Source organism: Thermobacillus sp. (assembly GCF_003390775.1).
In the GTDB taxonomy this organism is placed as follows: Bacteria; Bacillota; Bacilli; order Paenibacillales; family Paenibacillaceae; genus Thermobacillus; species Thermobacillus xylanilyticus.
Window position 1 is genome coordinate 33,699 of sequence record NZ_QEWA01000031.1, and the last position, 23,073, is coordinate 56,771.

Below are 23,073 nucleotides of genomic sequence, written 5' to 3' on the forward strand. Positions count from 1 at the left end.
ATCAGCCTTCTTTCTCGAGCTTGCGTTTCAGTTGCTCCAATTCCGCTTCGACCAGTTCGGATGATCCTGTCGGGATGTAAGACTGCCCGGATCGGCGGATTTCACGCAGGCTGCGTGCTTCGAGCTCCATGTCGCTGATCCGGTCGTCGAGCCGCCGGAACATGGTGTCCGGGTGGCCCACCATCGAGCCGAACCGCTCGTTCATGCGCTGCTGCAGACGGAGCGACTCCATGCGCGCCACATAGTATTCGCGCTTGTCATAGACCGCCTGGTATTCGCTGCGCAGCTCCCGCAGCAGCGCCTCCAGTTCGGTCACGTTCGCCTGGCTGTTCTCGTAAAGTTCTTTATATTGCTGCGCGCGCTGCGCGTGATGCTGCTTCTCCGTCAGGGCGAGGCGGGCCAGATGTTCTTCCCCGGCCTTCAGCGCGGTGACCGCCTGCTGCTCGCGCTTCTCCGCCTGCTGTTCGGCTTGCAGCCATTGCGCCCGCAGGCTGCTCGCGTGAGCCGAATATTGCTGGTACAACCGTTCAGCCTGGATGATCTCTTCCCGCGTCGCCCACAGGAACTGATCGATCAGCCGCACCGGGTCTTCCGCCCGCTCCAGCCGTTCGTTCAGCGTCGCAACCGTAATGTCGCGCACGCGCTTGATCAGACTGCTCATCGCATGACCTCCGTTTCCGTTGGTATCGCTGTTGTTCTGTCGAATGTTTCAGTCGGATCAGAAGACCCTCCTGCTTTTGCCCTTGATCATCGAGATGCCGATCACGATGGCTGCAATCGCGAGAATCAGGAAGAGCAGGCCGGACAATTTGCCGAGGAGCATGATTGCGCCGACGGCGATGAGGATGGTCCCGATCCAGTGCTTGCCGTTCCTCAGTCCGACATATCCGAGACCGAGCAGAATGATGGGGAAGAGCCAGCCGAAGATCGGGCCGAGCGTGAAACCGAAAAATCTGAGCACGATCATTCCGCCGATAATGACGAGAATGACGCCGAGCGCCGTCTTGCTGTTCAAACCGTTCACCGCCTTTCCAACCGGGTTCGTTCCTTCTGTCTTTATTCTAGGTATAATCCGGATAACACAAAACGGACCGGGGGCGGTTTTTGGACCTGGACCCCGGTCGGGGAGAACCTTCGCTTGCAGACCGAGCCGGATTTTGCGGCATCGTCGGCACAGTTGCCGGCAGCGGGCCTCCGGAGTATGATATAAATATTTCCAGCCGTCATACTGGGGGTTATCACAATATGAAACGATTGCTGGCCTGCGCCGTCTCGTTTGCCCTGTTGCTCATCTGGATGGCGCTGAACGCCGGGGATGAACCTCGGCCCCATGCCGGGTTCTCCAACTTCTACGTCATCGGAACCGCCGCTTACCAGCTTTTTTTCTATTACTTCTTCATCGCTTTGCCCGTTTCGATGTGGGTGGACAGCATCCTGTATCGCAGATTCGCTTCCCGCAAGGCGCTCATGGTCATCCGCTTGATCGGCCATACTCTATCGGGGCTGGCCGTCGGCTGGCTGCTCTCCCACCCGCTTCGGGTGCCTCCCGAAGGCCGTCTGAGCTTCGCCGCCGTCCTGTGCCTGCTGATGCTCCTGATGCTCGCGGTCGACTTTCTGTTGTCCATTCGGATCAGGCGCAAACAGCGGCAAGTTTGACGCATCACCGGCCCCCGGGGAAAATCACGCAACCACGCAGGTTCACCAACCGGCATCCCATTCCGGTTCATGCATAAACCGCGCCAGATCCACCCGTCCGCTCGCGTCCACGGCGACGCCTTCCCGCCGAAGAAGCTGCGCCTGCATCTCCCGGCCCGCCGCGTCCGGAATCGCGATCTCGCCCCTGGCGTTCACGACCCGGTGCCAGGGCAGCCGGTGCCTTTCGCTCATCGCGTGCAGAATGCGAACGACTTGCCGCGCGCCCCGCGGACTGCCGGCACGGCGGGCGATCTGGCCGTAAGTCATGACGCGGCCTTCCGGTATGCTCTGAATGAGCCGCACTACCCTCGCAGTGAATGGCGTCATCGTTCCCCCACGTCCAACGAATCTTTTGCCCAAAAGTATAGCACACCGGCCGGGACAAGTCCGCGTTCTCCCGCAGCCCGTCCGCGGTCCCGCCGGCAGCGGCCGAAAAAACGGCTCCTTCCGGGCGGAAGGAGCCTGATGCTGGAGCATCGCTTGAAAATCGCTTGAGGTGCAGATGTTGGACAGGCTGTCACTTGCTCGCAAGGAACTCGTTGAACTGCCGCTGCTTCTCTTCCACGACCTTGTCGAGGCCGGCGGCGCGCAGCGCGTTCAGATACTCCGGCAGCACCTTGTCGGGATCGACCGAACCCGTCTCGAGCGCGCGTTGATACTGCTCGATGACGTTGGCCAGGGCGCCGACTTCCGATTTCACCGGGTCGCTGTTGAAGACGAAGCCGAGCCCCGGCGAAACGTGCGCGTTCTGGTTGAACTCGCGGAACTTGTTCCACTTCTCCGGATCTTCGGAATCCCAGACGTAATTCAGGAACTGGTTGCCGAACATCCACGCCGAACCCGGCGAGTAGTCGGCCGTCTTGTCCGTCGGCGAGATGATTTCGCCGTTCCTCGTATAGTGCACGCCTTCGATGCCGAAGTTCAGCAGGTTGTTGAGCTCTTTGTCCGTGTGCAGCAGGTTGATGAACATCATCGCGCGCTCCGGATCTTCGGACGTCGAGGAGATCGCCAGCATCGAACCGGCCGTCTCGGACGTGGCGACCGTCTTCGCCGTCATGATGATTTGCTCCAGTTCGCCGGAGCGGCCGGCCGCGCTTGCGATTTCTTCCGCCTTGCCCGGCTTCATCGGCTCGACCGTCATGAACGTGCCTCTTGCCCGCCAGATGTCGGCCGACGATTGCTGGGTCGTCGCGGCGTCCTTGTTGATGTAACCCTTCTGATACCAATCGCGGGCGATGGCGAGATATTCCTTGTAGCGGTCCAGCTCTTCGACCGGCATGACCGTCGTGTCGTCCATGTCTTTCAGGATGGCGCCCGGAATCGTGCCGTCGCCGAGGAAGTCATAGTTCGCGAAGAAGTGCGAGTTGAACAGGCCGCCGTTCGACCATACCGGCACGACGTCCGGACGGCCTTGCTTCACTTTCTCGAGAATCGGCGTCAGATCCTGCGGCGTCTTCACCGAGCTCATATCGAGTCCCAGCTCTTCCGCAATCGTCTTGTCGTATACGATGCCGCCGGCAGCCGCCAGCTCCTTGTTCGTCGGCACGCCGTAGTTCTTGCCGTTGATCTTCGCGCCTTCAAGGAAGGCGGGATCGAGCGTCTCCAGGATGCCCTGCCCGTGTTTTTGCAGCAGGTCGCCAAGTTCGAGGAACGCGCCTTTGCCGACGTTGACCGCGTGGCCGTTCCATTGAGCCGTGAAAATGATGTCGGCTTTTTCGCGGGATGCGATCATCAGGTTCATCCGGTCATCCCAGGCGCCCCATTCGATCGGGACAATGTCCAGGGTGGCGTTGATTTTCTCTTTCAGAATCTTGTTGATCGCTTCTTCGACCACCTTCTCGTCCTTCTGCGGGGTCCCCGGATAGTACAGGCTCAGCTCATACGGCGGCAGATCGGACGAGCCGCCGTCGTTTCCGGACGACGGGGAAGGCGAGCCGCCGCCGTCGGTCGAACTGCCGCCGTTCGAACCGCCGCCGTTATTGTTGCCGCCGCCTCCGCATGCGGAGATGACCAACGCCACGGCGACGAGAAGCGTGAAGATGACCGTCAGACGTTTCTTCCGCTGCTTCATGTTCAAGTAGACCTCCCTGAATGAAATAGATTATATGCCATACCGGCGGAATAACCGGTTACAGCCGGACGGAATTGGCTTGACGGCGTTTCGCAGCGCGCTGCCCTCAGCCTTTGACGGCGCCGACCGTCAGACCTTTGATGAAATATTTCTGGAAGAACGGGTAGGCGAGCACGATCGGTCCGATGCCGACGACGGCCATCGCCATGCGCATCGTCTCTGCCGGGAACCGGACATATGCGCCGGCCTGCTGCAGCGCCTGCATGGCCTGGCTGTTCTGCGCGAGATACTGGACGTTCTGCATCGTCTTGTACATCAGGTACTGGATGCTGACGTTCTCGTTCTTCGTGATGTACACGAGGCTGAGGAACCAGTCGTTCCAGTAGGTGATCGTCTGGAACAGGGCCACCGTCGCCAGCACCGGCAGCGAGAGCGGCATGACGATCTGGAAGAAGATGCGGACCTCGCCCGCGCCGTCGATTCTCGCCGACTCCAGCACGGCGCTCGGCACGGATGTCGCGAAGAACGTCCGCGTCACGAGCACCCAGAACGCCGGGATAAGCAGCGGCATGATGAGCACCCAGAGCGTATCCTTCAGATGGAGAAGCTGGACATACACGAGATACCAGGGTACCAGACCGCCGCCGAACAGCATCGTGAAGAACACGATGAACGTGAAGAAACGGGCGTGCGGGAAATCCCGCCTGGAGATCGGATAGGCGTACATCGCCACCATGACCATGCTGAGCACGGTGCCGATGACGGTCACCGAGACCGTGATGCCGTACGACCGTGCCACCTGTCTGAAATCTTCGAACAGGAAATCGTAAGCGCCGGTGTCGAACACCGACGGGATGAACTTGTACCCTTCGCGCATCACCACGTCTTCGCTCGAGAACGACACCATGACGAGCAGCACGATCGGAATGATGCACAGGAGCGAATAGAGGATGAAGACGATGTTGACGCTCCACTGCGCCCACGCGGGCAAAATATTTTTCGGGTTGGCCCCGGACAGTTTCGCTTTCGGTTTCGCATTCACGGCAGCTTCCATCGCTGGACCTCCTAGAACAAGGCATTCTCGCTGTTGATGCGCCGCACGACCCAGTTCGAGAAATAGACGAGCACGAACCCGACGACGGATTGCAGGAGCCCGGCGGCCGATGACATGCCGACATCGCCGACGGTCAGGAAGGTGCGGTAAACGTACGTGTCGATGACGTTCGTGACCGGGAACAGCACGCCGGAATCGCGCGTCACCAGGTAGAACAGACCGAAATCCGCGTTGAAAATCCGGCCGATCTGGAGCAGCGTCATGATCGTGATGATCGGCGTGAGCAGCGGCACCGTAATCCGGGTCATCTGCTGCCATTTGTTCGCGCCGTCGATCGTGGCCGCTTCGTACAGCTCGTCGTCCAGTCCGACGATGGCCGCCAGATAGATGACCGCATAGTACCCCATGTTTTTCCAGGTGTTGATGATCGGCAGGATCCACGGCCACACCTTCTGCTCGAAGTACCAGTTGATCTCTTCGATGCCGAGCAGCGGGAACAGCGTCTTGTTCAGGTAGCCGTGCTCCGGGCTGATGAAGCCGTACACGAGGTAGCTGATGACGACATAGGACAGGATGTACGGCAGGAACATGATCGACTGGTGCAGCTTCGCCATGAGCTTGCTTCTGAGCTCGTTCAGCAGGATGGCGAACGCGAGCGGGAAGATCAGGTTCAGGACGATGAACAGCGCGTTGTAGGCCAGCGTGTTCCGCGTAATGATCCAGGCATCCTTCGTCAGGAACAGGTACTCGAAGTTTTTGAACCCGACCCACGGGCTGTCCCAGATGCCGATCTGATAGTTGACTTTCTTGAACGCGATCAGAATCCCGAACATCGGCAGGTAGTTGTTGAAGAACAGGATGACAAGCGCCGGAAGCATCATGAGGTAGAAAATCCAGTACTTCCGGACGGTCCCCAGGAAGGACGGTTTGCGCGTCTTCACTTCGGGAACGTCTGTTGCCGACGCAATCGCTTCCGCAGCATGGTTCGCCATTCGGATCCTCCCAGCCTCTCTGTGGCGTTGATATGTCCAGCATAGCGGAGGCTCTGAAAGCGCTTCTAGCGGGATGATGACCGGGTTGACGTTTTTGTAACCACGGGTGTTGTCCGAAGCGCCATCTTCCAGAATATCCCTCCCCGCTGTCTAATACTGTAATAAAAAACATCGCCGGCGGACTATCGGCGATGTGACCTTCGCTTGACGGTATGGTGACATTTTACTCGATTTCCTGATATTTTTTGCGGTATTCCTGCGGCGTCAGACCGGTCGAACGTTTGAACTGCTTCGAGAAGTGAGAGAAATTCGCATAGCCGACGGACAAGGCGATGTCGCTGATCTTCACGTTCGTCTTCGCCAGCGCCTCCTTCGCCTTCTCCATCCGCCGGTCGACGATGTAATCGGTCAGCGACATGCCCGTCTCCTTGCGGAACAGACGGGACAGATAGGCCGGATTGAGATAGACGTGTCCGGCGATTCGCTCCCGATTCAGATCGTCGTGCAGATGCGCGTCGACGAACCGTTTGACGCGAACGATGGTGTTCGAGCTGGCCTCGCTGTGCTCGGCGATCACCTTGCGCGCCTTGCCGGTGAACGCAATCGTCCAGCTCTTCAGCGCCGCCAGCGTCCGCATCGTCTGGTTGACATCCGGATGCCCGCCGTCGGGATAGACGTCGCCCGGCGACAGCCCGCGGCGCAGCAGCGCCTGGAACACTTCGTACGTAAGCCCCGAGATATAGAGCATCATCGCCGCCCGATCCGGCGGCTCGCGGGTGAACGCGGCGAACGCCTCGTCGATTCGCCGAATCAGCTCCGGCTCCCGGCCGTTCTCGATCAGCAGCGCCCATTCGCCGAAGTTGGGCATGTACGCCGATCGGACCGGCTGCCGCATGAAGGCGGAAGCCCGGAACACCTCGCCGGTCCGGTGGACGTTGTGCCGCTCCATCTCCGCGAGCAGCGCAATGTTCGGAGGCAGTTCCCGCAACGGGGCCGGTTCGCCGATGTAGCAGGAGACGACGCTGTAGAGCAGCTCGCCGGCTTTGCGCACGTATTCGCGGCATCGCGCTTCCGGTTCGTCCCCGCCCAGGCCTTGCGGATCGTAGAACAGCGCGAACAGCATGCCGTGCCCGTCCTGGATGACGTGTCCGGCACTGTCCCGGAGCAGGATGTCGCCGGCCGCGTTCTTGAGCGCGTACGTCATGATCTCCTCATCGCGCGCGCTCCAGTCCTGCTTCCATTCTTCCACGCTGATCAGGATCGGCAGAACCGGACTGTCCGCGGTCAGCTCGATGCCGTAGAGCGCCAGCATCGGCTCCAGCTGCTCCGGCGTCGGCGCCAGCCGATGATGGAACACGTCCTGCCAGAAGCGCTCGATCAGAAGCGGAAGCTGGCGATTCCACTGTTCATAGTAATATTCGTAGGTTTTGCGGAACGCCTCCTCCTGCTCGCGCTGCCGGATTTTGCCGAGCGCCTTGACGACGCAGGCCTTGAGCTGCTCATGATCGATCGGTTTGAGCAGGTAATCGAAACTCGACAACTGGATCGCCTGCTGCGCATAGCGGAAATCGGCATGCCCGGTCAGGAAGATCGTCTCCGTCTGCGGCGAATGCTCGTTGACCCATTCCAACAGGTCGATGCCGGTCTCGTTGGGCATCTCGATATCCGAAATCATGATATGGATCGGATGCTGCCGGAAGATCTCGCGCGCTTCCGCCGCGTCATACGCCGTGAACACGTTCGCGATCTCCGCCGACACCCAGTCGATCCCCTGCACGATGCCCCTTACCGCGATCTCTTCATCATCCACGACCAACAGATTGTACATCGTCCGCCTCCCCGATAACGGATATGTCAGCCGTCCGTTCCGCCGACAGCTCGGCCGGCAGCGGCAGCCGGACGCGAACGACCGCGCCGCCGCCCGGATCGTTGTCGAATTCGACCCCGGCCCCGCCTTCGTACCGCAGCTTGAGCCGCTGCACCACGTTCGCGATGCCGAGCCGGCTGGATTCCGAAGCCGGAAGCTCCTCTCCCCTGCGCAGCCGGTCGAGCACATCCGGATGGAAGCCGACGCCGTTGTCGCGAATGACGATGACGAGCTTGTCCTCGTCATCGGCGGCGGCAATCTCGCCGTGGATCCGGATGATGAATTTCTCCCGGCGGTTGAGAAAACCGTGGATGATCGCGTTCTCGACGAACGGCTGCAGCGTCAGCGCCGGCAGCGCGGCCGTCCGCCAGCGCTCCGGAATGTCGACGATGCATTCCAGTTTCTCGGGGAAGCGGAACTTCTGGATTTCGACATAGTTCCCGATATGCTTCAGTTCTTCCTCCAGCGTGATCGATTCCCGGTTCACCCGCATGATGAAGCGGAAATAATCGGCCATGTGCAGGGCCATCTTCTTCACCGAATCGTGGTCTTTCAGGACGGCGAAGTTGTAGATGATGTTCAGGCTGTTCATGTAGAAATGCGGATTGATCTGCGCCTGGAGCTGCTTCATCTCGTTCTTCTGCGCCCTGAGCTGCTCCTCGTACATCCCGATGCGCAGATTGCTGATCTGCTCGGCCATGTTGTTGAACGTGTTCGCCATGAACTGGAATTCGACCGTGTTCGTCGTCTTCAGCCGGAAATCGAGCATCCCGAGCGACAGCTTCTTCATGCCGTTGATGAGCTGGTGCAGCGGCTGGAACACGGTGCGCTGGATGAACAGCAGATACATGGAGAACAGGAAGACGAGGCCGAGCACGATGAAATAGACCGCCTTCTGGAAATAGGGGAGTCCCTGCAGCATCTGTTTCTCCGGTACGGCCACGGCAACCGCGATGTCGGCCATCGAACTGGTGCGAATCATGACGAGATGGCGGTTTTCCCCCTGCCCGACGATCTGATACGGCGTGTCGAGCAAGGGCAGGTTCGCAATCGGCAGCGTGCGGTCCGTGAAAGACAGCGGGTCCGCCATCCGCACGCCTTCGCGGCTGTACACGGCGCTCTCTCCGATCTTGTCGTCGTCCCACTGGATGCGGAGCAAGTCCAGAATATCGCTGATGCTGATGATGGCGCCGATGTACTGGTTGTTTTCGGACGGCGTCAGGCGCACAAGGAAGTCGCGGCCGGGCATCAGGTCGTTCTCCCAGAGCATCCATGTGCCGTCCAGCATCTGCCGGTGCTGCGCCGCGATGCGAGGCGCCTCCTGCGCAAGCAGCTGCTTCACCTGTCCGTAATTTCCGGAAGAACTGAAAATGATATCGTTTTCATTATAAATGAAAACAGTATGCAGCAGATTGTAAAATCCGACGTCGCGGTTGATTTTGTTCTGCACCCGGACCTTCGTCAGCACGTAATTGTCGCTGTCCACGGGAAAAGCCGCCAGCAGCCCGACATCCGCGTCGAGTACGGCCAGCTTGTACAAATAATCATTGATCTCTTCCATATACAGATCCAGCTGCCCCACGAAAATATCGAGCGTATTGCGATACGTCTCGGATACCTTGTCATGCACCACGTTCTTCGCATACCAGTTGTTGGCGATCAGGAACAGCACAACCGGCAGCATGACGGCGAAGAAGCTGATGACAAGCTGCGTTCGGATCGATCGTCTCACCCGGCCAGCCCCCGCTACACAAGACCATGTTACTGTCAGTCTAACAATGGGCGGGGCAATCCGCAACAGAAACGGCATTTGACTCCCCGATGAAAGATTGATAACCTTGTGACCGGTTCTGCATATCCTCGGGAGGTGATCGCGTGGACCGGTGGATCGGCCCAAGCTTCGAAGACTATTTGACCTGGGAATTCTGGGCGCCTTATTCCGTTGCCGCGCTCCAGAAACTGGGACACCTTCTGCTGATCATTGTCCTCACCTGGCTCACCCTCCGCCTGCGCAAAATCGTCGTCTCGCGTGTCTTCGCCCTGACAAGGCTGGACATCAAACAGCGTAAAACGCTCGAATCGCTGCTGCTGTCGTTTACGCGGTACGCCATCTTCATCGTCGCGATCCTGACCGGACTCAGCACCTTCGGCGTCAACATCGGACCGATCATCGCCGGGGCGGGCGTCGTCGGGCTGGCCGTCGGATTCGGCGCGCAGACGCTCGTGAAGGATTTGATCACCGGCTTCTTCATCATATTCGAAGACCAGTTCTCCGTCGGCGACTACGTGTCGATCAATAACGGCCAGATCCGCGGCACCGTGGTCAGCGTCGGCCTTCGCGCCACCAAGATCCGTACCTGGGCCCAGCATGTCGTCGTCATCCAGAACTCGGAAATCCGCATCAGCGAGAACTACAACCGCGAGCGCATGCGGGCGATCATCAACATTACCGTCGCCTACGAGACCGATCCGGCCGATGTCGAAGCGGCGGTGAACCGGCTGTCGGCCCGGCTGCAGCGGGAGATGCCCCACCTGTTCCTGCGGAACGAGGAGGGGGAAGTGATCGAGCCGCCGCAGCTCTACGGCATCACCGATGTCGAGAACCAGGCGCTCGGCGCCAAATATACCGTCGTCAGCCTGGTGAACGACCAGCACTACTGGACGGCTTGCAAAGAAATCCGCAAAGCGCTGCTCTATGAATTGAAAGCATACGGCATCCAGGTCGCCTACCCGCGCCGCATCGAACGCATGGAGAGCGAGGCGGTCCCGGGCTGAACCTACAGCTTCTCCACATGGAGAAGCTGTACTTGCTTCTCCGTGTAGGTGCCGCGGATCATCTCCTCGGTCAGCACCTTGAGCCGGAGCAGTCCCGCGATTTTGGCCGCATCGGCGGAAGCGGCGAGCCGCCACAGCGCCGGATCGGGCAGCGCGGCCAGTAGCTTGTCATCGTTGTATTCCCGCCTTGTCTGCGTCACGATTTTCACCTTGTACCCGCCCGCTTCCGCTTCGGTCTGCTTCCGCTCTCCGCACCAGGCGAGCATGCCGCAGCGCAGCGCGGCCATCTCCCGCTCGATCGCCTCCCGCTGCCGTTTGAGCTCGAAATAGCGCTCCGCCATCTTCTCCATCGGCTCAACCTCCTTCACCTAACGCTATGCGCGGCCGGACGGTATCAGACGCGGAATCGCCCCCGGACAAGAAAAAAAGCACCCGCGCGCAAGCGGATGCGTCAGCCGGCAGATTGCCGTGCAATCTGGTGCAAATCTGCACCTGATTCGGCCGTCGGATGCCGAGAGGGCTTGATTTGGTGCATTTCTGCACCAGATTTGCCCGTCAGATGCCGAACAGGCCTCATGTGGTGCACATATGCACCAGATTTGCTTGTTCGCCTGCCGAAAAGGCTTGATCTGGTGCATTTCTGCACCAGATTTGCCCGTCGGATGCCGAACAGGCCTCATGTGGTGCACATATGCACCAGATTTGCTTGTTCGCCTGCCGAAAAGGCTTGACCTGGTGCATTTCTGCACCAAATTTGCCCGTCAGATGCCGAACAGGCCTCATGTGGTGCATTTCTGCACCAGATTTGCTTGTTCGCCTGCCGAAAAGGCTTGATCTGGTGCATTTCTGCACCAAATTTGCCCGTCGGATGCCGAACAGGCCTCATGTGGTGCACAAATGCACCAGATTGCTTGTTCACCTGACAAGAAGGCTTGATTTGGTGCATTTCTGCACCAGATTTGCCCGTCGGATGCCGAACAGGCCTCATGTGGCGCACATATGCACCCTATCCATCTTTTTCGCCCCACGGCGGAAGCCGGAGCAACAAACAGGTTACAGCACGACCCCGTCCTTGAAGATCGCGATCTCGCGGAACCCGTTGCGTTCATTCCGCGTGACCGCCTCCCCGGAAGCGACGGCGAGCAGCTTCTCCCACAGTTCCGCGGTGAGCTGCGGCATCGTCCGGTCCGCAAGCAGCCGGCCCGCGTCGAAGTCGATCCAGTTCTTCTTCCGCTCGGCCAGCTCGCTGTTCGTCGAGATTTTCACCGTCGGCACCGGCCCGCCGAACGGCGTGCCGCGTCCGGTCGTGAACAGCACCATCTGCGCGCCGGCTGCGGCCAGCGCCGTTACCGACACCTGGTCGTTGCCGGGCGCCTCGAGGAGATTGAGGCCCGGCTTCTTCACCCGCCCGCCGTAGGGCACGACGTCGACGACGGTGGACGAGCCGCCCTTCTGCGTGCAGCCGAGCGATTTTTCCTCGAGCGTCGTGATGCCGCCGTCCTTGTTGCCGGGCGACGGGTTCTCGTAAATTTCCTGCCCGTGGCGGATGAAATATTGCTTGAAATCGTTGATCAGCGACACGATTTGCCCGAACACCCGCTCGTCGGCGGCCCGATTCATCAGAATCGTCTCCGCCCCGAACATCTCGGGCACTTCCGTCAGAATCGCCGTGCCGCCCGAGGCGATCAGCCGGTCGGCCGACGAACCGACGAGCGGGTTCGCCGTAATGCCGGAGAAACCGTCGGAGCCGCCGCATTTGAGCCCGATCTTCAGCTTCGACACGGGCACGGGCTCGCGCCGGAACGATGCGGCGTACCCGGCGAGCTCGCCGAGCAGCTCCAGTCCGCGCTCCAGCTCGTCCTCCTCGTCCTGGACGTTCATGAAACGGATGCGGCGCGGATCGATCTCGCCGATCGCCTCGCGGAACACGTCGATCCGGTTGTTCTCGCAGCCGAGGCCGACGATGAGCACGCCGCCCGCGTTCGGATGATGGACGAGCGAGGCGAGCAGCCGCTGCGTGTACTTGAGGTCGTCGCCGAGCTGCGAACAGCCGTAAGGGTGCGAGAAATGATACACACCGTCGACCAGCCCGGCGTACCTTGCGCCGCCCTGACGGGCAAGCGACTCACACATCTTGTTGATGCAGCCGACCGTGTTGATGATCCACAGCTCGTTGCGGATGCCGGCTTCGCCGTTCTCCCGCACGTACCCCTGGAACGTCTTCTGCGCGAGCGGCTCCGCCGGAGGCGCCGGCGGGACGGGGGTGTAGCGGTACTCGAGCAGCCCGGCGAGTCCCGTCCGCAGATTGTGCGTATGCACCCGGACGCCCGGCTCCAGATCTTCCTTCGCCTTGCCGATCGAGCAGCCGAATTTCAGGACGTCTCCTCCCTGTTTCACCGGCCGGGTCAAAATTTTATGGCCGCGCGGCACGTCTTCCTTCACGACCAGCTTCGCGCCGTCTTCCAGCTCCAGCGTCTCGCCCGCGGCCCAAGGCCGGAGCGCCGTCACGACATGATCGGCGGGGTGCAGCCGGATCCAGCCGTTCATGACTTCACGCCCCTCTCCCAGTTCTCGATGATGGCGGAGGCCGTCTCCGCCAGGCCCGGCCAGCGGGACATGTCGCATCCCCACAGCCGCTCATCCGCCAGCAGCCGGCGCACCGCGCCGGAGATCCCTTCGCCCTGTTCCGCTACCCGCCAATGATCCGCCGCGATCGCCAGCAAGCCGGCGTCGTCCCGCACCGGGATGGTCGTGCCGTCGAGCGCCTGCGATACATATCCGCCGCCGCTGCCGTCCGGTTGCGCGCGGTAACAGCGCAGGAGCCCGGCCAGTCCTTCCGCGAGCCGCGGCGGAATCCGCCCGCCGCGCTCCGCGTACCAGACGAGCGACGGCAAGAGCCGCACCCTGAACTTGCTCAGACTGTTCATCGCGATATCCGAGAGCCGGTGGCGAATGTACGGATTGGCGAACCGTTCGAATACCGAATCGGCATAGGCGCGCAAGGCCCCGTCCGCATCCGCCATCGCCGGCACAATCTCGCCGTACACCGCTTCGCGCACCGCCGGACCGAGCGCGGGATGTTCGAGCACTTCCCGCACCGTCCCGATGCCGTGCAGCAGTCCGATGGCCGCCATCCACGTGTGCGCGCCGTTCAGAATGCGCACTTTCCGCTCGCGGAAGTCGGCGAGATCGTCGGTGTAATGGACGTTGAGGCCCGCCTTCCTGAGGCCCAGCTCGTCATCCAGCTCCGGCTCGCCTTCGATCGCCCACAGGTGGTACGGTTCGGCGGTCGTCAGCATCGCGTCCCGGTATCCCCATGCAGCGAACCAGCTTTCCGCCTGTTCCGCATCCGGGTAACCGGTCACGATCCGGTCCACCAGCGTATTGAGGAACCGGTTATGCTGCGCAACCCACTCGCAGAACGCCTCCGGCCACCCCCAGTCGGCCGCATGGCGCAGCACGGCGTCCCGCAGCACGTCGCCGTTCCGCTCGGTCAGTTCGCAAGGCAGCAGGATGAGGCCGCGCCGCGGGTCCCCGCTGAATGCCCGCCACCGCTCGTAGAGCAGGCGGGCCGCCTTGCCCGGGAACGAGGGAATCGGCCCGTCGCCGAGCGGCCCGGGTTCATAACGGAGTCCCGCCTCCGTCGTGTTCGAGACGATGAAGCGCAGCTCCGGCTCGCGCGCCAGCGCGATGAAGCGCTCCCATTCCGCATAAGGGTCAAACGCTTGCCCGATCACCGTGACGATCTCCCGCCGCTCGACCGGCTTGCCGCCCTCGAGGCCGCGCGTCACCACCGTGAACAGCCCGTCCTGCGCGGCGAGCTGTTCGATCTTCGCCCTGCCCGTCGGGCGCGGCTGGACGACGGCGACCGTGCCGTTGAACCCTCCCTTCGACCGGCTGACATGCAGCATCCAGTCGACGAACGCCCGCAGAAAATTGCCTTCGCCGATCTGCAGCACCTTCACCGGTCCGTCGGGCTGCGCATCCACACCCGCGGCTTCGTTTGCTGTTTCCCGATTCAAAGCCCGCATTCCCGGCACCTCCACCCTCTCTCTCACGCCTTTTGGTCCATATCCCGCCCAGAGTCTAGTCGGGCAGCTCAGGCGTTTTCGCCCCCATTGTATCCCCGCGGCTCAGGTCATGGTATAGTCTGAAATTGCATGATTGTATCCGATTTTGATATTCTGGGGGCAGCGATGAGGGGGAGTGCGCATGAAGCCGTTCCGCAAGCCGTTCTTCGGCGATCCGTCTTTTCCGTTCGAAATGGTGCACCGCGCGACGAAATACCCGCAGTTCGAACTGCCCGACCATCTGCACGACCGTTGCGAGATCGTCTACGTCCACAGCGGACGCGGCACCTTTTTCATCGACGATACGCTGTACGAGAAGGCGCCGGGCGACCTGTTCCTCATTCCCGGGGGCACGATCCACCGCGCTTTCCCCGACGCCGCCGATCCGATCGTATCCACGGCGGTTTTCTTCGCGCCGGCTTTCGCGGAAGCCGCCGTGCCGGACGGGTCCTATGCGCCGCTGGGATGCTTCGAAGAGGCTCGCCGGGCGCGACGCTGCCGGCTGGTGCCGCCGGAGCCGCTGAAGGCGCAGATCGAGGCGCTGCTGGAGGAGATGCACGAGGAGCTGACCGCCGCCCGCCCCGGCTGCCGCGAGGCGGTCCGGCTCGCGCTCTGCCGGCTGCTGCTCTTGCTGAACCGGCATCTGCTGCCGGAACGCGACGGCGCCCCCGGCAGCGGCATCGGCCCGGCCTGGCTGCGGGAGGCGCTGCGCACGATCGACGCCAAGCCGGAAGCCGCGGGCAGCCTGTCGGAGCTCGCGGCCCGGGCGGGCGTGTCGGCCGCCCACTTCGCCCGCGTGTTCAAGCAGCATACGGGCATGAATGTGACGGATTTCGTGAATGCGAAGCGGATTCTGATGGCGAAGGAATTGCTGAGGGGAACGGACAGCAGCGTGGGGGCGGTCGCCGAGCGGTGCGGGTTCGACAGTCTGCCCCATTTTCACCGGGTGTTCAAGGCGCTGACGGGGATGACGCCGGGGGCGTTTCGCCGCGGCGGCAAGCCGGAATCCTGAATGCGGTCCGGCCGCGGCTTACCCATCGGTCGAAGCCGCCTCGCCCATCTCCCGCCGGAGCGCCTCCGGGTCGCGGATCACGATGCCGGAACGGCCGGCTTCGAGGATGCCTTCCCGCTTGAGCCGGTTCAGCAGCCGGCTCACCGTCTCGCGGGAGGTGCCGATGGCGCTGGCGATGTCCTGGTGCGTCAGCGGCAGCCGTATGTAAATCGCCTCGCCGCGCCGCTCGCCGCAATGCTCCGCCAGATCGGCCAGGAACCGGAGTCCGCGGTCGTGGACGTCGAAGGCGCCCGCTTCCTGCAGCCGCTTCTGCAGCGCCATGATTTTGTTGCTCATATCGCGAATGATCCGGATGGCCGGAGCGGAATGCTGCTCCAGGAAAAACTCGAACGGCCGCGCCGGCAGCGCGATCAGCACGGACGGCGCGATCGTCTCGGCCGAGGCGGGATACGGCTGGCCGCTGAACAGCACGGTATGCGGAAACATCTCCCCTTCCCGAAGGATGGACACGATCCGCTCCCGGCCGGACTCGTCCGTCTTGAACGTCTTGACCAGGCCGCTGCTGACGAAATAGATCGCCTCGACTTCGGTGCCTTCCGTGAAAATGATCTCCTTCTTGCCGAACGATCGGCGCACGGCGATGGAAGCCAGCTGATCCATCTCTTCTTCCGTCAGTTCCCTGAAAATCTCGATCTGCCGCAGCAGCCCGCGGATATTGTGTCTCATGGTTTGCCTCCTCGCCGGCGGCGCATCGCGCCGAAAATAAACGCAATGTCTGCTTCTGTTTCGCGTGAGAGCGCTCACCGTACGATCACGACCGCCAGAAGGCCCGCCAGGCGTTCACTTCCTCCGTTATCTGCCGGCCGCCGAGGTCGAGCCAGCGGTTCACGAAATCGTCGAACGCCTCGAGCGGCAGCCGACCGTAGATGATCTGGTTGAACGTCTCTTCCTCCAGCTTCCGCAACACATCGCCCTTCTCGCGCTGCGTCGGCGTCGGCGCGCCCTGGTACTGGTCGATCCAGGAGCTGTCCTTCTGGGACAGCAGCACTTCCACCGTATTCGGCTGGCCTTCCGCCCGCCACCTCGACGGAATCCGGGCGCCGTCGAACGTGAGCGTATAATTCGCCACGCGCACGTATCCGCCCGGAACCCGCCGCGGATCCGTCGACGGGCGCCCTTCGTGATACGACCAGTCGTAGTTTTCCGCCAGGCCGTACTTGAGCTCGCCCTCGCGCAGCGCGTAACTGTCGAACAGAAAGTTCTGATACTTGAAGAAGTACTCGGGCTTCTCCATCTTGTTGCTGATCAGGATGGCGCCGTTGCGCGGCAGCGAGCCGCGCCGCGCGACATGCCCGTCCGGCCCGGCGGGCAGCGGAATCGCACGGAACTCGGCGCCCGTCATGTCGCCGAACGGCCAATAGACCATCCAGTGCGGGCCGACGATCATGCCGACCTTGCCCTGGATGAACGCTTCCTGGGCAGCGGTGCCGTCCATCAGCTCCGCCTCGCCCGGAATGAGCCCCTGGCGAAGCCATTCGCGCAAGACGGCGAGCGCCTCCTTCGCCCCCGGATGGACCGATCCGTAGATCAGCCGTCCATCCTCGCCGACATTCCATTGGGCGGGCACGGTGCCGAACATGCCGAACACCCAGCTGGCATCGCCCACCTGCGTGCTGACACCGGAACCCAGCGCCACCGCCAGCGCCGCCGTATCGTGGCGGCCGTTGCCATCGGGATCGCCGAAGGTGAAAGCGCGCATCACCATCTCGAGCTCGCCCAGCGTCGCCGGCGGTTCCAGCCCGAGCTGCCGGAGCCAGTCCGTCCGGATCCACAGCACCGGATCGGAATGGTATTCGTAATCGAGAATCGGGATCGCGTACCTTCGGCCGTCCCGCGTGAACGCTTCCCAGACATCGGCGTTCTCGTTCATCGCCTTCTTCCACGTCCCGGAGGCGTAGGCGTCGAACAGCGTGCCGACTTCCCGGAACTCCCCGGAATCAATCAATTCTTGAATAATCGCGCTGCGCGTCGCCACGACGTCCGGCACGTTCCGCTTGGCCGTCAGTTCGAGCCGCAGCTTGGTGTCGAACAGGCTGGACGGCACGGTCCACAAATACTGGATCCGAATGCCGAGCCGCTGTTCGGCCCATCGCGTATGCACGTTGTTTTCGAGCGTCTCGCCGTACTTGAACACCATGTCCGGCGTAATGGCGCCGACGGTTGTCATGACGTAAGGCTGCCCGCCTTCATCCGCAGCCGGCTCTTCCGGCTTCCCGACACCGCCCGGAACGGAGCAGGCCGGGATGAGCACAAGCAACAGCAGCGCGGCAGGCAGGCAGATCGTCCGAATCCGATGCAAGCGCCATTCCTCCTCCAAGCCTCGTCTGTCTCCATTTTAGCGGATTGCCGCAAAAAATGCTCGGCGAACGCGACGGCGAATCCTTTTTTGTGTACACTGGACCTATGGAGAGACAGCGCGGAGGGGGGCTTCGGACGTGACGCGGAAGTGGAGTCTTTTTACCAAAATGGTGACGTTTCTGGCCTTGCTGCTGCTCGCCATTGCGGGACTCTACGGCTATACGGTGGCCACATCCATCAACACCGTGCAGCAAGAGCTGGAGACTTCGCGTCTCAACCAGTTGAAGTTCCTGGCCGACATGCTCGAGAACGACATCGACCAGCTGACCCTGAACGCCTACAACCTGCTGCAGGACCAGAGCGTGCGCGATTACGCCATCCTGCCGTCCATTGAACATCTGGTGGACCGGAACCGGCTGAAGATGACGATATCGGAAAAATTGAAGCTGCAGAGCACCGCCAGCGCGTGGACGAATACGCTGACGGTCTATTATCCGGAGACGGGCGACGTCCTGTCCTCGGACCCGATTCGGGCGCTCAAAGTTGAATACGATTTTAACGCGCTGCAGCCGGGGCAATGGACGTTCGACCACTTGACCGGCGAGTTCACCCTCTATGTCCGGGACCGGGAGGCCGGCGGCGATGTGTGCGTGGTGCTGTCCTTTCCCTCCGAGAACATCCGCAAGCTGCTGGCCTCCTACGAAAGCCACAGCCGGCCGTACCTGTATCATCCCTCAGGACGGTTCATCTTCGATTACAATATGGACAGCGTGACGGCGATCCGGATGGCCGGCCAGCTCTGGGGGAAGGAAATCGAGGGCAGCCTGACGATGGTGACGGAAGCGAACGGCATGTCCTACCTGCTGAACGCCCTGCCGACCGTGCTCGACGGCTGGGTGCTGATCGAGTTCACCCCGCTCGAACGCATCCTGCAGCCCATCCGCAAGAGCACGACGCTGTTCGCGGGTGCGACGGCCGCCCTGCTGTGCCTCGGCGTGGCGTTCGCATTCGAACTGTACCGGAACGTGCAGCTTCCGATCCGGAAGCTCGTCAGCAGCCTGGCCCGCTTCAGGGAAGGCGACTACGGCGTGCGCATCGGCTTCGAGCCCGCGCGGGAATTCCGTCTGCTGACGGAAGGATTCAACGAGATGGCGAAGCGGGTCGGCGATCTGATCGACAAGGTGCTGACCGAGCAGCTGCGCGCGAAGGAAGCGGAGTTCAAGCAGCTGCAGTCGCAGATCAATCCGCATTTCCTGTACAACTGCCTGTTCTACATCAAAAGCAAGGCGCGGATCGGCGATACCGAGTCGGTCGAAGCGATGGCGCTCAGCCTCGGCGAATATTACCGCTACATGACCCGGACGGAGAAGGACATGGTCCCGCTGCGGAGCGAGCTGGACCTGATCAACAATTATGTGTCGATCCTGAACCTGCGCAAGCCGCGCATCGATTATATGACGGATGTTTCCGAAGAGTTGATGGACCTGCACATCCCGAGGCTGCTTCTGCAGCCGCTCGTCGAGAACGCCGTCATGCACGGCATCGAGCCGAAGCCCGGGCGGGGCACGATCCGGATTACCGGCCGGCGGCTGGCGGACGGATTCGTGCTGACGGTCGAAGACGACGGCGTAGGCATGACGCCCGAAGCGCTTGCGAAGCTGCGCGGCCAGCTCCGGGGGCCGAAGTCGGACGAATCGGGCTGCGGCGTCTGGAACGTGCAGCAGCGCTTCCTCCAGAAATTCGGCCCGGGCGCGGTGCTCGAGATGGATTCGAAGGCGGGAGAGGGAACGACGGTCACCCTGCGTTGCGAATTCCGTGAACAGGAGGTGCCCACGGCATGATGATCCTGCTTGTCGATGACGAACCGTACGCGGTGGACGATCTGGCCATGACGATCGACTGGGACAGGCTGGGCATCGAGGCGGTGTTCAAGGCGTACTCCGGAGCGGAGGCGCTCGACATCCTGGCCCGAAGGCCGATCGACATCGTGGTGACGGACATCACGATGCCCGGCATGTCCGGCCTGGAACTGTCCGCCGCAATCCGGAAGAAATGGAAGCAGACGAAGGTGATCCTGCTGTCCGGTTACGCGGAGTTCGGCTATGCGCAGCAGGCGCTGGAGATCGGCGTGTCGGAATATCTGACCAAGCCGATCAGCGACGAGGCGTTCATGCAGAAGCTGGAGCATGTCATCCGGACGATCCGCCGGGAGTGGCAGGAAATCGCGTCGTACGAGCGGGCGGTCAGCATTTTCGAGGAACATCTGCCGCTTCTCCGCAACAACCTGCTCCGCGACCTGATCCAGGGCAAAAAAATATCCCCCGACCGGCTCGTTTCGCAGCTTGCGAAGTTCCAGCTTCCGTTCGAGACGGGCTGCCGGGTCGTGCTGATGACGATGCGGCTGGAGGGGTTCCATTCGTTCTCCGCGGACGACATATTCCTGTTCGAATACGCGATCGACAACATCGCCCGCGAGCTGTACGCCGATGAATTCGCGCTGTGGAACTGCAAGGACGAGCTCGGCCATCTCGTGTATGCGGTGAGGCCGGCGGGCGGACCGGACGGAGATCCGGACGGCGAATCTTACGCCAGGATCACCTTGCTGGCGGAAGAGCTGCAGCGCAGCGTCGAGCAATATTTGCGCGGACGCGTCTCGGTCGTCATCAGCCGGACGGGCATCCTGCCGGACGACCTTCCCGGGCTGTACCAGTCGTCGCTCGGCCTGCTTCGCCGTTATATCGGAAGCGAGCACGGCTTCTTCATGACGATGGACCGCGATGACGCGCCCGCGGACGTCGCCGCCTTGACCCGGTTGTACGAGCCTCCGTCCTTCATCCAGCTGTTCGAATCCGGCCAGTGGGAGAACGCGATGGAGAAGCTCGAAGCGGTGTTCGCGGAACTGGCCGCAAAACGCATCGACACCGCGGAGCATCTCCGCGAGATTCACAGCCAGCTGCTCGCCGCGTGCTTCTATATCGCGCACAAGAACGGCAAGATGCTGTCCGATCTGGCGGGCGCCGACCTGGCCGACCGGGAGCCGCCGCCGGATGCGGCGAAGCTGAAAGAATGGGCCGCGCAATTGGTAACCCGCATCCGGAGCGAACTGGAAGCCGAGATGAACAATACGCGCAGACAGCTCGTCCGGCAGGTGCACGAATACATTGACGCCAACCTGGAATCGGCGACGCTGCAATCGATCGCGCATCACGTGTCGCTTCACCCCGTCTATTTGTCCAAAGTGTACAAACAGGAGACGGGACAGAATATCAGCGATGCCATCTATCGCAGAAAGATGGAACAGGCCACGCATCTGCTTCGCAACACCCGCCTGAAAATTTACGAGATCACCACCATGCTCGGCTATTCCAATGCGCATTATTTCATCAAATTGTTCAAGGAATATTCCGGTCTCACGCCGCAGGAATACCGGGACCGGGCGGAATGAGGTTCGGGGATTGAGGAGGAACCGGCTTGCTTAAGGGCAACAACGACAACGGAAATCAACCGCCGCATGAGCCGGAGCCGGAGCAAGGCTCCGTTCATGAGCGGCTCGGCGGGACCCATGAGCCGGGCGGCGGGATAGAGCCGATTCACGGGACGGATGAGCCGTACACGGATCACAATGATGATCCCGATGATGATCTTGATGCGGACATGGATGATGAGCCGCCCGCAAGGCGCAAATGGTTCAGGAACGCCGTCATCGGGCTGCTCGTTGCCGCCTTGATCGGCAACATCCTGGCGTTTTGGCCCCAAATCTACAACATGCAGACGCTGCCGCTTCTGTTCAAATCCAGGGAACTGTCCGGCCGCGAGGAAGTCCGGCACTACAAGAAAGCCGTTGTCCTGGTCGCCACGGACAAAGGCAAAGGATCAGGGTTCCATGTTTCGGACGGGTACATTGTCACCAACTATCACGTGATCGAAGACGCCGCTTATTTCATCGTTGAATTTCCCGGGGAAAACGCAAGATTTGCGGCTGATGTCGTCGCATTCGACCCGGATTTGGATCTTGCCGTCCTGCAGGTGGACAGCGGGGGAAAGCGGCTGCCGGCGATTGAAATCGAGCGGGAACACGATTGGGAACCCGGCGCGCACGTCTATGTGATCGGCAATCCGCTGGATCTCAAGCAGATCGCAAGCGAAGGCAAAGTGCTGGGCATGCTGCCGATTCAGGGCCGAAGCCAACCGGTTATGGCGATCGACGCGCCGGTGCACAAGGGGAGCAGCGGCAGCCCGGTCATCAACGAGCATGGCCGCGCCATCGCCGTGATCTATGCCGCGGGTGAAATCATGGATCAGGGCGGAAAGAAACAGGTCGGACTCGCCGTGCCGCTCCGGGATCTGGATGCGTTGCTGCCCGAGTTGCCGGAGCATGAAGCAGGCGGACCGTGAAGCACGCAACAAGAAACCGGCTTCGCATTTGATGCGAAGCCGGTTGGCGTTCAAGGGGATCAGGACGGATAGGCAAGGCTGCCGCCGGCGCTATCGATCCGGTACCGGCTTGCCATCGCCTCGACCGGATTCCGGCCGAATGCGCGCAGCCACTTCAGCTCCCTGGCAGCCGCGTCCCACGGTTCATGCGGCCGGTTCCGGATGACCGCGGCTTTTCCGAAGTGGCTGTGCAGGTTGTCGATATAGGTCTGGTAACGTTCTTCCGATTTCACATTCACCCAGCCGCCATCGAGCCGCACCCACAGCGGCCGCTCCCAGCGGCAGGCGGCGATGATCGGCGTCATGCCGTATTGACGGATCGTTTCGATCAGCCCGAGGCAGCGTTTGATGCCGTCTTCATTCGGCGTTCCGTCGATCTGCAAGACTGCGGGCCACAGCAGTTCGAATTGCACGGCGCGGTATCCCATGGCGGCCAGCACGCCGATATCCTCGGGACGGAGCAGCCTGCTGCCGTCCGATTCCGCCACATGCCGGTTCCAAATATCGCTGACCGCCTTCCCGCCTGCCGCGTCCCCGCTTTTCGTCCGGGTGCCGGCATGCTGCTTCTGGATTCGGTACGATCCCCAAAAGGCCATGAGCGATATCCCCCTTTTCAGTATTCGTACCGCAAGTCGTTGATGCAAGCCGCATCTTAGCGGTTCTGATTCCATTGTAGCGCCGGGGGAGATGGGCTGACATAACAAGAATGCAAGATCGATACCCCGATCATAACTTCTTGCCGGAC

At 61.5% G+C, this 23,073-nt stretch carries 20 protein-coding genes; 6 read left to right on the forward strand and 14 right to left on the reverse strand.

The window, feature by feature from the left end:
• Position 1: 1 nt before the first annotated feature.
• The gene (locus tag C6W55_RS05330; RefSeq protein WP_015253618.1) at positions 2 to 661 is read right to left on the reverse strand and encodes a PspA/IM30 family protein; all 660 of its coding nucleotides are present in this window, start codon (positions 659 to 661) and stop codon (positions 2 to 4) included.
• Positions 662 to 718: 57 nt separating this feature from the next.
• Positions 719 to 1,015, reverse strand: coding sequence for a LiaF transmembrane domain-containing protein (locus C6W55_RS05335; protein WP_213484094.1), 297 nt, complete (start codon positions 1,013 to 1,015; stop codon positions 719 to 721).
• Positions 1,016 to 1,245: 230 nt separating this feature from the next.
• Here C6W55_RS05335 and C6W55_RS05340 point away from each other — a divergent pair, with 230 nt between their 5' ends.
• Positions 1,246 to 1,656: a hypothetical protein gene (locus C6W55_RS05340; protein WP_015253616.1), complete on the forward strand. Its 411-nt coding sequence runs from the start codon at positions 1,246 to 1,248 to the stop codon at positions 1,654 to 1,656.
• Positions 1,657 to 1,698: 42 nt separating this feature from the next.
• Here the strand turns inward: C6W55_RS05340 and C6W55_RS05345 are convergent, their stop codons facing one another.
• The 6 genes from C6W55_RS05345 to C6W55_RS05370 all read right to left on the reverse strand — a co-directional run bounded on the left by C6W55_RS05345 (position 1,699) and on the right by C6W55_RS05370 (position 9,411).
• Positions 1,699 to 2,022 (reverse strand): MGMT family protein, encoded by a 324-nt coding sequence (locus tag C6W55_RS05345; protein ID WP_286891799.1) that lies wholly within the window; start codon positions 2,020 to 2,022, stop codon positions 1,699 to 1,701.
• Between the two features lie 190 nt (positions 2,023 to 2,212).
• Complete coding sequence (locus C6W55_RS05350; protein ID WP_286891800.1) at positions 2,213 to 3,766, reverse strand: ABC transporter substrate-binding protein; 1,554 nt, start codon at positions 3,764 to 3,766, stop codon at positions 2,213 to 2,215.
• A gap of 106 nt (positions 3,767 to 3,872) precedes the next feature.
• Positions 3,873 to 4,820: a carbohydrate ABC transporter permease gene (locus C6W55_RS05355; RefSeq protein WP_015253613.1), complete on the reverse strand. Its 948-nt coding sequence runs from the start codon at positions 4,818 to 4,820 to the stop codon at positions 3,873 to 3,875.
• Between the two features lie 11 nt (positions 4,821 to 4,831).
• Complete coding sequence (locus C6W55_RS05360; RefSeq protein WP_286891801.1) at positions 4,832 to 5,812, reverse strand: ABC transporter permease; 981 nt, start codon at positions 5,810 to 5,812, stop codon at positions 4,832 to 4,834.
• 223 nt (positions 5,813 to 6,035) lie between these two features.
• Entirely contained in the window at positions 6,036 to 7,640 is a 1,605-nt protein-coding gene (locus C6W55_RS05365) for a helix-turn-helix domain-containing protein (RefSeq protein WP_286891802.1), read from the reverse strand.
• Positions 7,615 to 9,411 (reverse strand): sensor histidine kinase, encoded by a 1,797-nt coding sequence (locus C6W55_RS05370; protein WP_286891803.1) that lies wholly within the window; start codon positions 9,409 to 9,411, stop codon positions 7,615 to 7,617. The genes C6W55_RS05365 and C6W55_RS05370 overlap by 26 nt, the downstream gene beginning before the upstream one ends.
• A 143-nt stretch (positions 9,412 to 9,554) precedes the next feature.
• Here C6W55_RS05370 and C6W55_RS05375 point away from each other — a divergent pair, with 143 nt between their 5' ends.
• Complete coding sequence (locus C6W55_RS05375; RefSeq protein WP_286891804.1) at positions 9,555 to 10,454, forward strand: mechanosensitive ion channel family protein; 900 nt, start codon at positions 9,555 to 9,557, stop codon at positions 10,452 to 10,454.
• A gap of 2 nt (positions 10,455 to 10,456) precedes the next feature.
• Here the strand turns inward: C6W55_RS05375 and C6W55_RS05380 are convergent, their stop codons facing one another.
• The 3 genes from C6W55_RS05380 to C6W55_RS05390 all read right to left on the reverse strand — a co-directional run bounded on the left by C6W55_RS05380 (position 10,457) and on the right by C6W55_RS05390 (position 14,485).
• Positions 10,457 to 10,804 (reverse strand): hypothetical protein, encoded by a 348-nt coding sequence (locus tag C6W55_RS05380; RefSeq protein ID WP_286891805.1) that lies wholly within the window; start codon positions 10,802 to 10,804, stop codon positions 10,457 to 10,459.
• Positions 10,805 to 11,507: 703 nt separating this feature from the next.
• Complete coding sequence (locus C6W55_RS05385) at positions 11,508 to 13,001, reverse strand: UxaA family hydrolase (protein WP_015253606.1); 1,494 nt, start codon at positions 12,999 to 13,001, stop codon at positions 11,508 to 11,510.
• Complete coding sequence (locus C6W55_RS05390; protein ID WP_286891806.1) at positions 12,998 to 14,485, reverse strand: tagaturonate reductase; 1,488 nt, start codon at positions 14,483 to 14,485, stop codon at positions 12,998 to 13,000. Before C6W55_RS05390 ends, C6W55_RS05385 begins: the two co-directional genes overlap by 4 nt.
• Before the next feature lie 181 nt (positions 14,486 to 14,666).
• On the opposite strand from C6W55_RS05390, the gene C6W55_RS05395 reads away from it, so the two are divergent.
• Positions 14,667 to 15,536, forward strand: a complete 870-nt coding sequence (locus C6W55_RS05395) for an AraC family transcriptional regulator (RefSeq protein WP_015253604.1) — start codon at positions 14,667 to 14,669, stop codon at positions 15,534 to 15,536.
• Positions 15,537 to 15,554: 18 nt separating this feature from the next.
• Here C6W55_RS05395 and C6W55_RS05400 read toward each other — a convergent pair whose 3' ends face one another.
• Both C6W55_RS05400 and C6W55_RS05405 read right to left on the reverse strand, forming a co-directional pair.
• The gene (locus tag C6W55_RS05400; RefSeq protein ID WP_015253603.1) at positions 15,555 to 16,262 is read right to left on the reverse strand and encodes a Crp/Fnr family transcriptional regulator; all 708 of its coding nucleotides are present in this window, start codon (positions 16,260 to 16,262) and stop codon (positions 15,555 to 15,557) included.
• An 85-nt stretch (positions 16,263 to 16,347) separates the two neighbouring features.
• A complete protein-coding gene (locus C6W55_RS05405; RefSeq protein WP_286891807.1) occupies positions 16,348 to 17,895 on the reverse strand; it encodes an extracellular solute-binding protein in 1,548 nt (515 codons plus the stop codon).
• Positions 17,896 to 18,031: 136 nt separating this feature from the next.
• On the opposite strand from C6W55_RS05405, the gene C6W55_RS05410 reads away from it, so the two are divergent.
• Genes C6W55_RS05410 through C6W55_RS05420 form a run of 3 tightly spaced genes read left to right on the forward strand, consistent with a single transcriptional unit; the run spans position 18,032 to position 22,289 of the window.
• Positions 18,032 to 19,735 (forward strand): sensor histidine kinase, encoded by a 1,704-nt coding sequence (locus C6W55_RS05410; protein WP_286891808.1) that lies wholly within the window; start codon positions 18,032 to 18,034, stop codon positions 19,733 to 19,735.
• On the forward strand, positions 19,732 to 21,339 hold the full coding sequence (locus C6W55_RS05415) for a response regulator (protein WP_286891809.1): 1,608 nt from the start codon (positions 19,732 to 19,734) through the stop codon (positions 21,337 to 21,339). Before C6W55_RS05410 ends, C6W55_RS05415 begins: the two co-directional genes overlap by 4 nt.
• A 26-nt stretch (positions 21,340 to 21,365) precedes the next feature.
• Complete coding sequence (locus C6W55_RS05420) at positions 21,366 to 22,289, forward strand: S1C family serine protease (RefSeq protein WP_286891810.1); 924 nt, start codon at positions 21,366 to 21,368, stop codon at positions 22,287 to 22,289.
• A gap of 59 nt (positions 22,290 to 22,348) precedes the next feature.
• On the opposite strand, the gene C6W55_RS05425 is transcribed toward C6W55_RS05420, so the two are convergent.
• Positions 22,349 to 22,924, reverse strand: coding sequence for a family 1 glycosylhydrolase (locus C6W55_RS05425; RefSeq protein ID WP_015253598.1), 576 nt, complete (start codon positions 22,922 to 22,924; stop codon positions 22,349 to 22,351).
• Positions 22,925 to 23,073 lie beyond the last annotated feature (149 nt).

Bases quoted from the DNA above. Each gene is read 5' to 3' on its own strand.
- C6W55_RS05360 (WP_286891801.1), bottom strand. From the start codon at position 5,812: ATGGCGAACCATGCTGCGGAAGCGATTGCGTCGGCAACAGACGTTCCC.
- C6W55_RS05415 (WP_286891809.1), top strand. From the start codon at position 19,732: ATGATGATCCTGCTTGTCGATGACGAACCGTACGCGGTGGACGATCTG.
- C6W55_RS05395 (WP_015253604.1), top strand. From the start codon at position 14,667: ATGAAGCCGTTCCGCAAGCCGTTCTTCGGCGATCCGTCTTTTCCGTTC.
- C6W55_RS05365 (WP_286891802.1), bottom strand. From the start codon at position 7,640: ATGTACAATCTGTTGGTCGTGGATGATGAAGAGATCGCGGTAAGGGGC.
- C6W55_RS05380 (WP_286891805.1), bottom strand. From the start codon at position 10,804: ATGGAGAAGATGGCGGAGCGCTATTTCGAGCTCAAACGGCAGCGGGAG.
- C6W55_RS05425 (WP_015253598.1), bottom strand. From the start codon at position 22,924: ATGGCCTTTTGGGGATCGTACCGAATCCAGAAGCAGCATGCCGGCACC.
- C6W55_RS05340 (WP_015253616.1), top strand. From the start codon at position 1,246: ATGAAACGATTGCTGGCCTGCGCCGTCTCGTTTGCCCTGTTGCTCATC.
- C6W55_RS05355 (WP_015253613.1), bottom strand. From the start codon at position 4,820: ATGGAAGCTGCCGTGAATGCGAAACCGAAAGCGAAACTGTCCGGGGCC.
- C6W55_RS05345 (WP_286891799.1), bottom strand. From the start codon at position 2,022: ATGACGCCATTCACTGCGAGGGTAGTGCGGCTCATTCAGAGCATACCG.
- C6W55_RS05400 (WP_015253603.1), bottom strand. From the start codon at position 16,262: ATGAGACACAATATCCGCGGGCTGCTGCGGCAGATCGAGATTTTCAGG.
- C6W55_RS05385 (WP_015253606.1), bottom strand. From the start codon at position 13,001: ATGAACGGCTGGATCCGGCTGCACCCCGCCGATCATGTCGTGACGGCG.
- C6W55_RS05350 (WP_286891800.1), bottom strand. From the start codon at position 3,766: ATGAAGCAGCGGAAGAAACGTCTGACGGTCATCTTCACGCTTCTCGTC.
- C6W55_RS05390 (WP_286891806.1), bottom strand. From the start codon at position 14,485: ATGCGGGCTTTGAATCGGGAAACAGCAAACGAAGCCGCGGGTGTGGAT.
- C6W55_RS05330 (WP_015253618.1), bottom strand. From the start codon at position 661: ATGAGCAGTCTGATCAAGCGCGTGCGCGACATTACGGTTGCGACGCTG.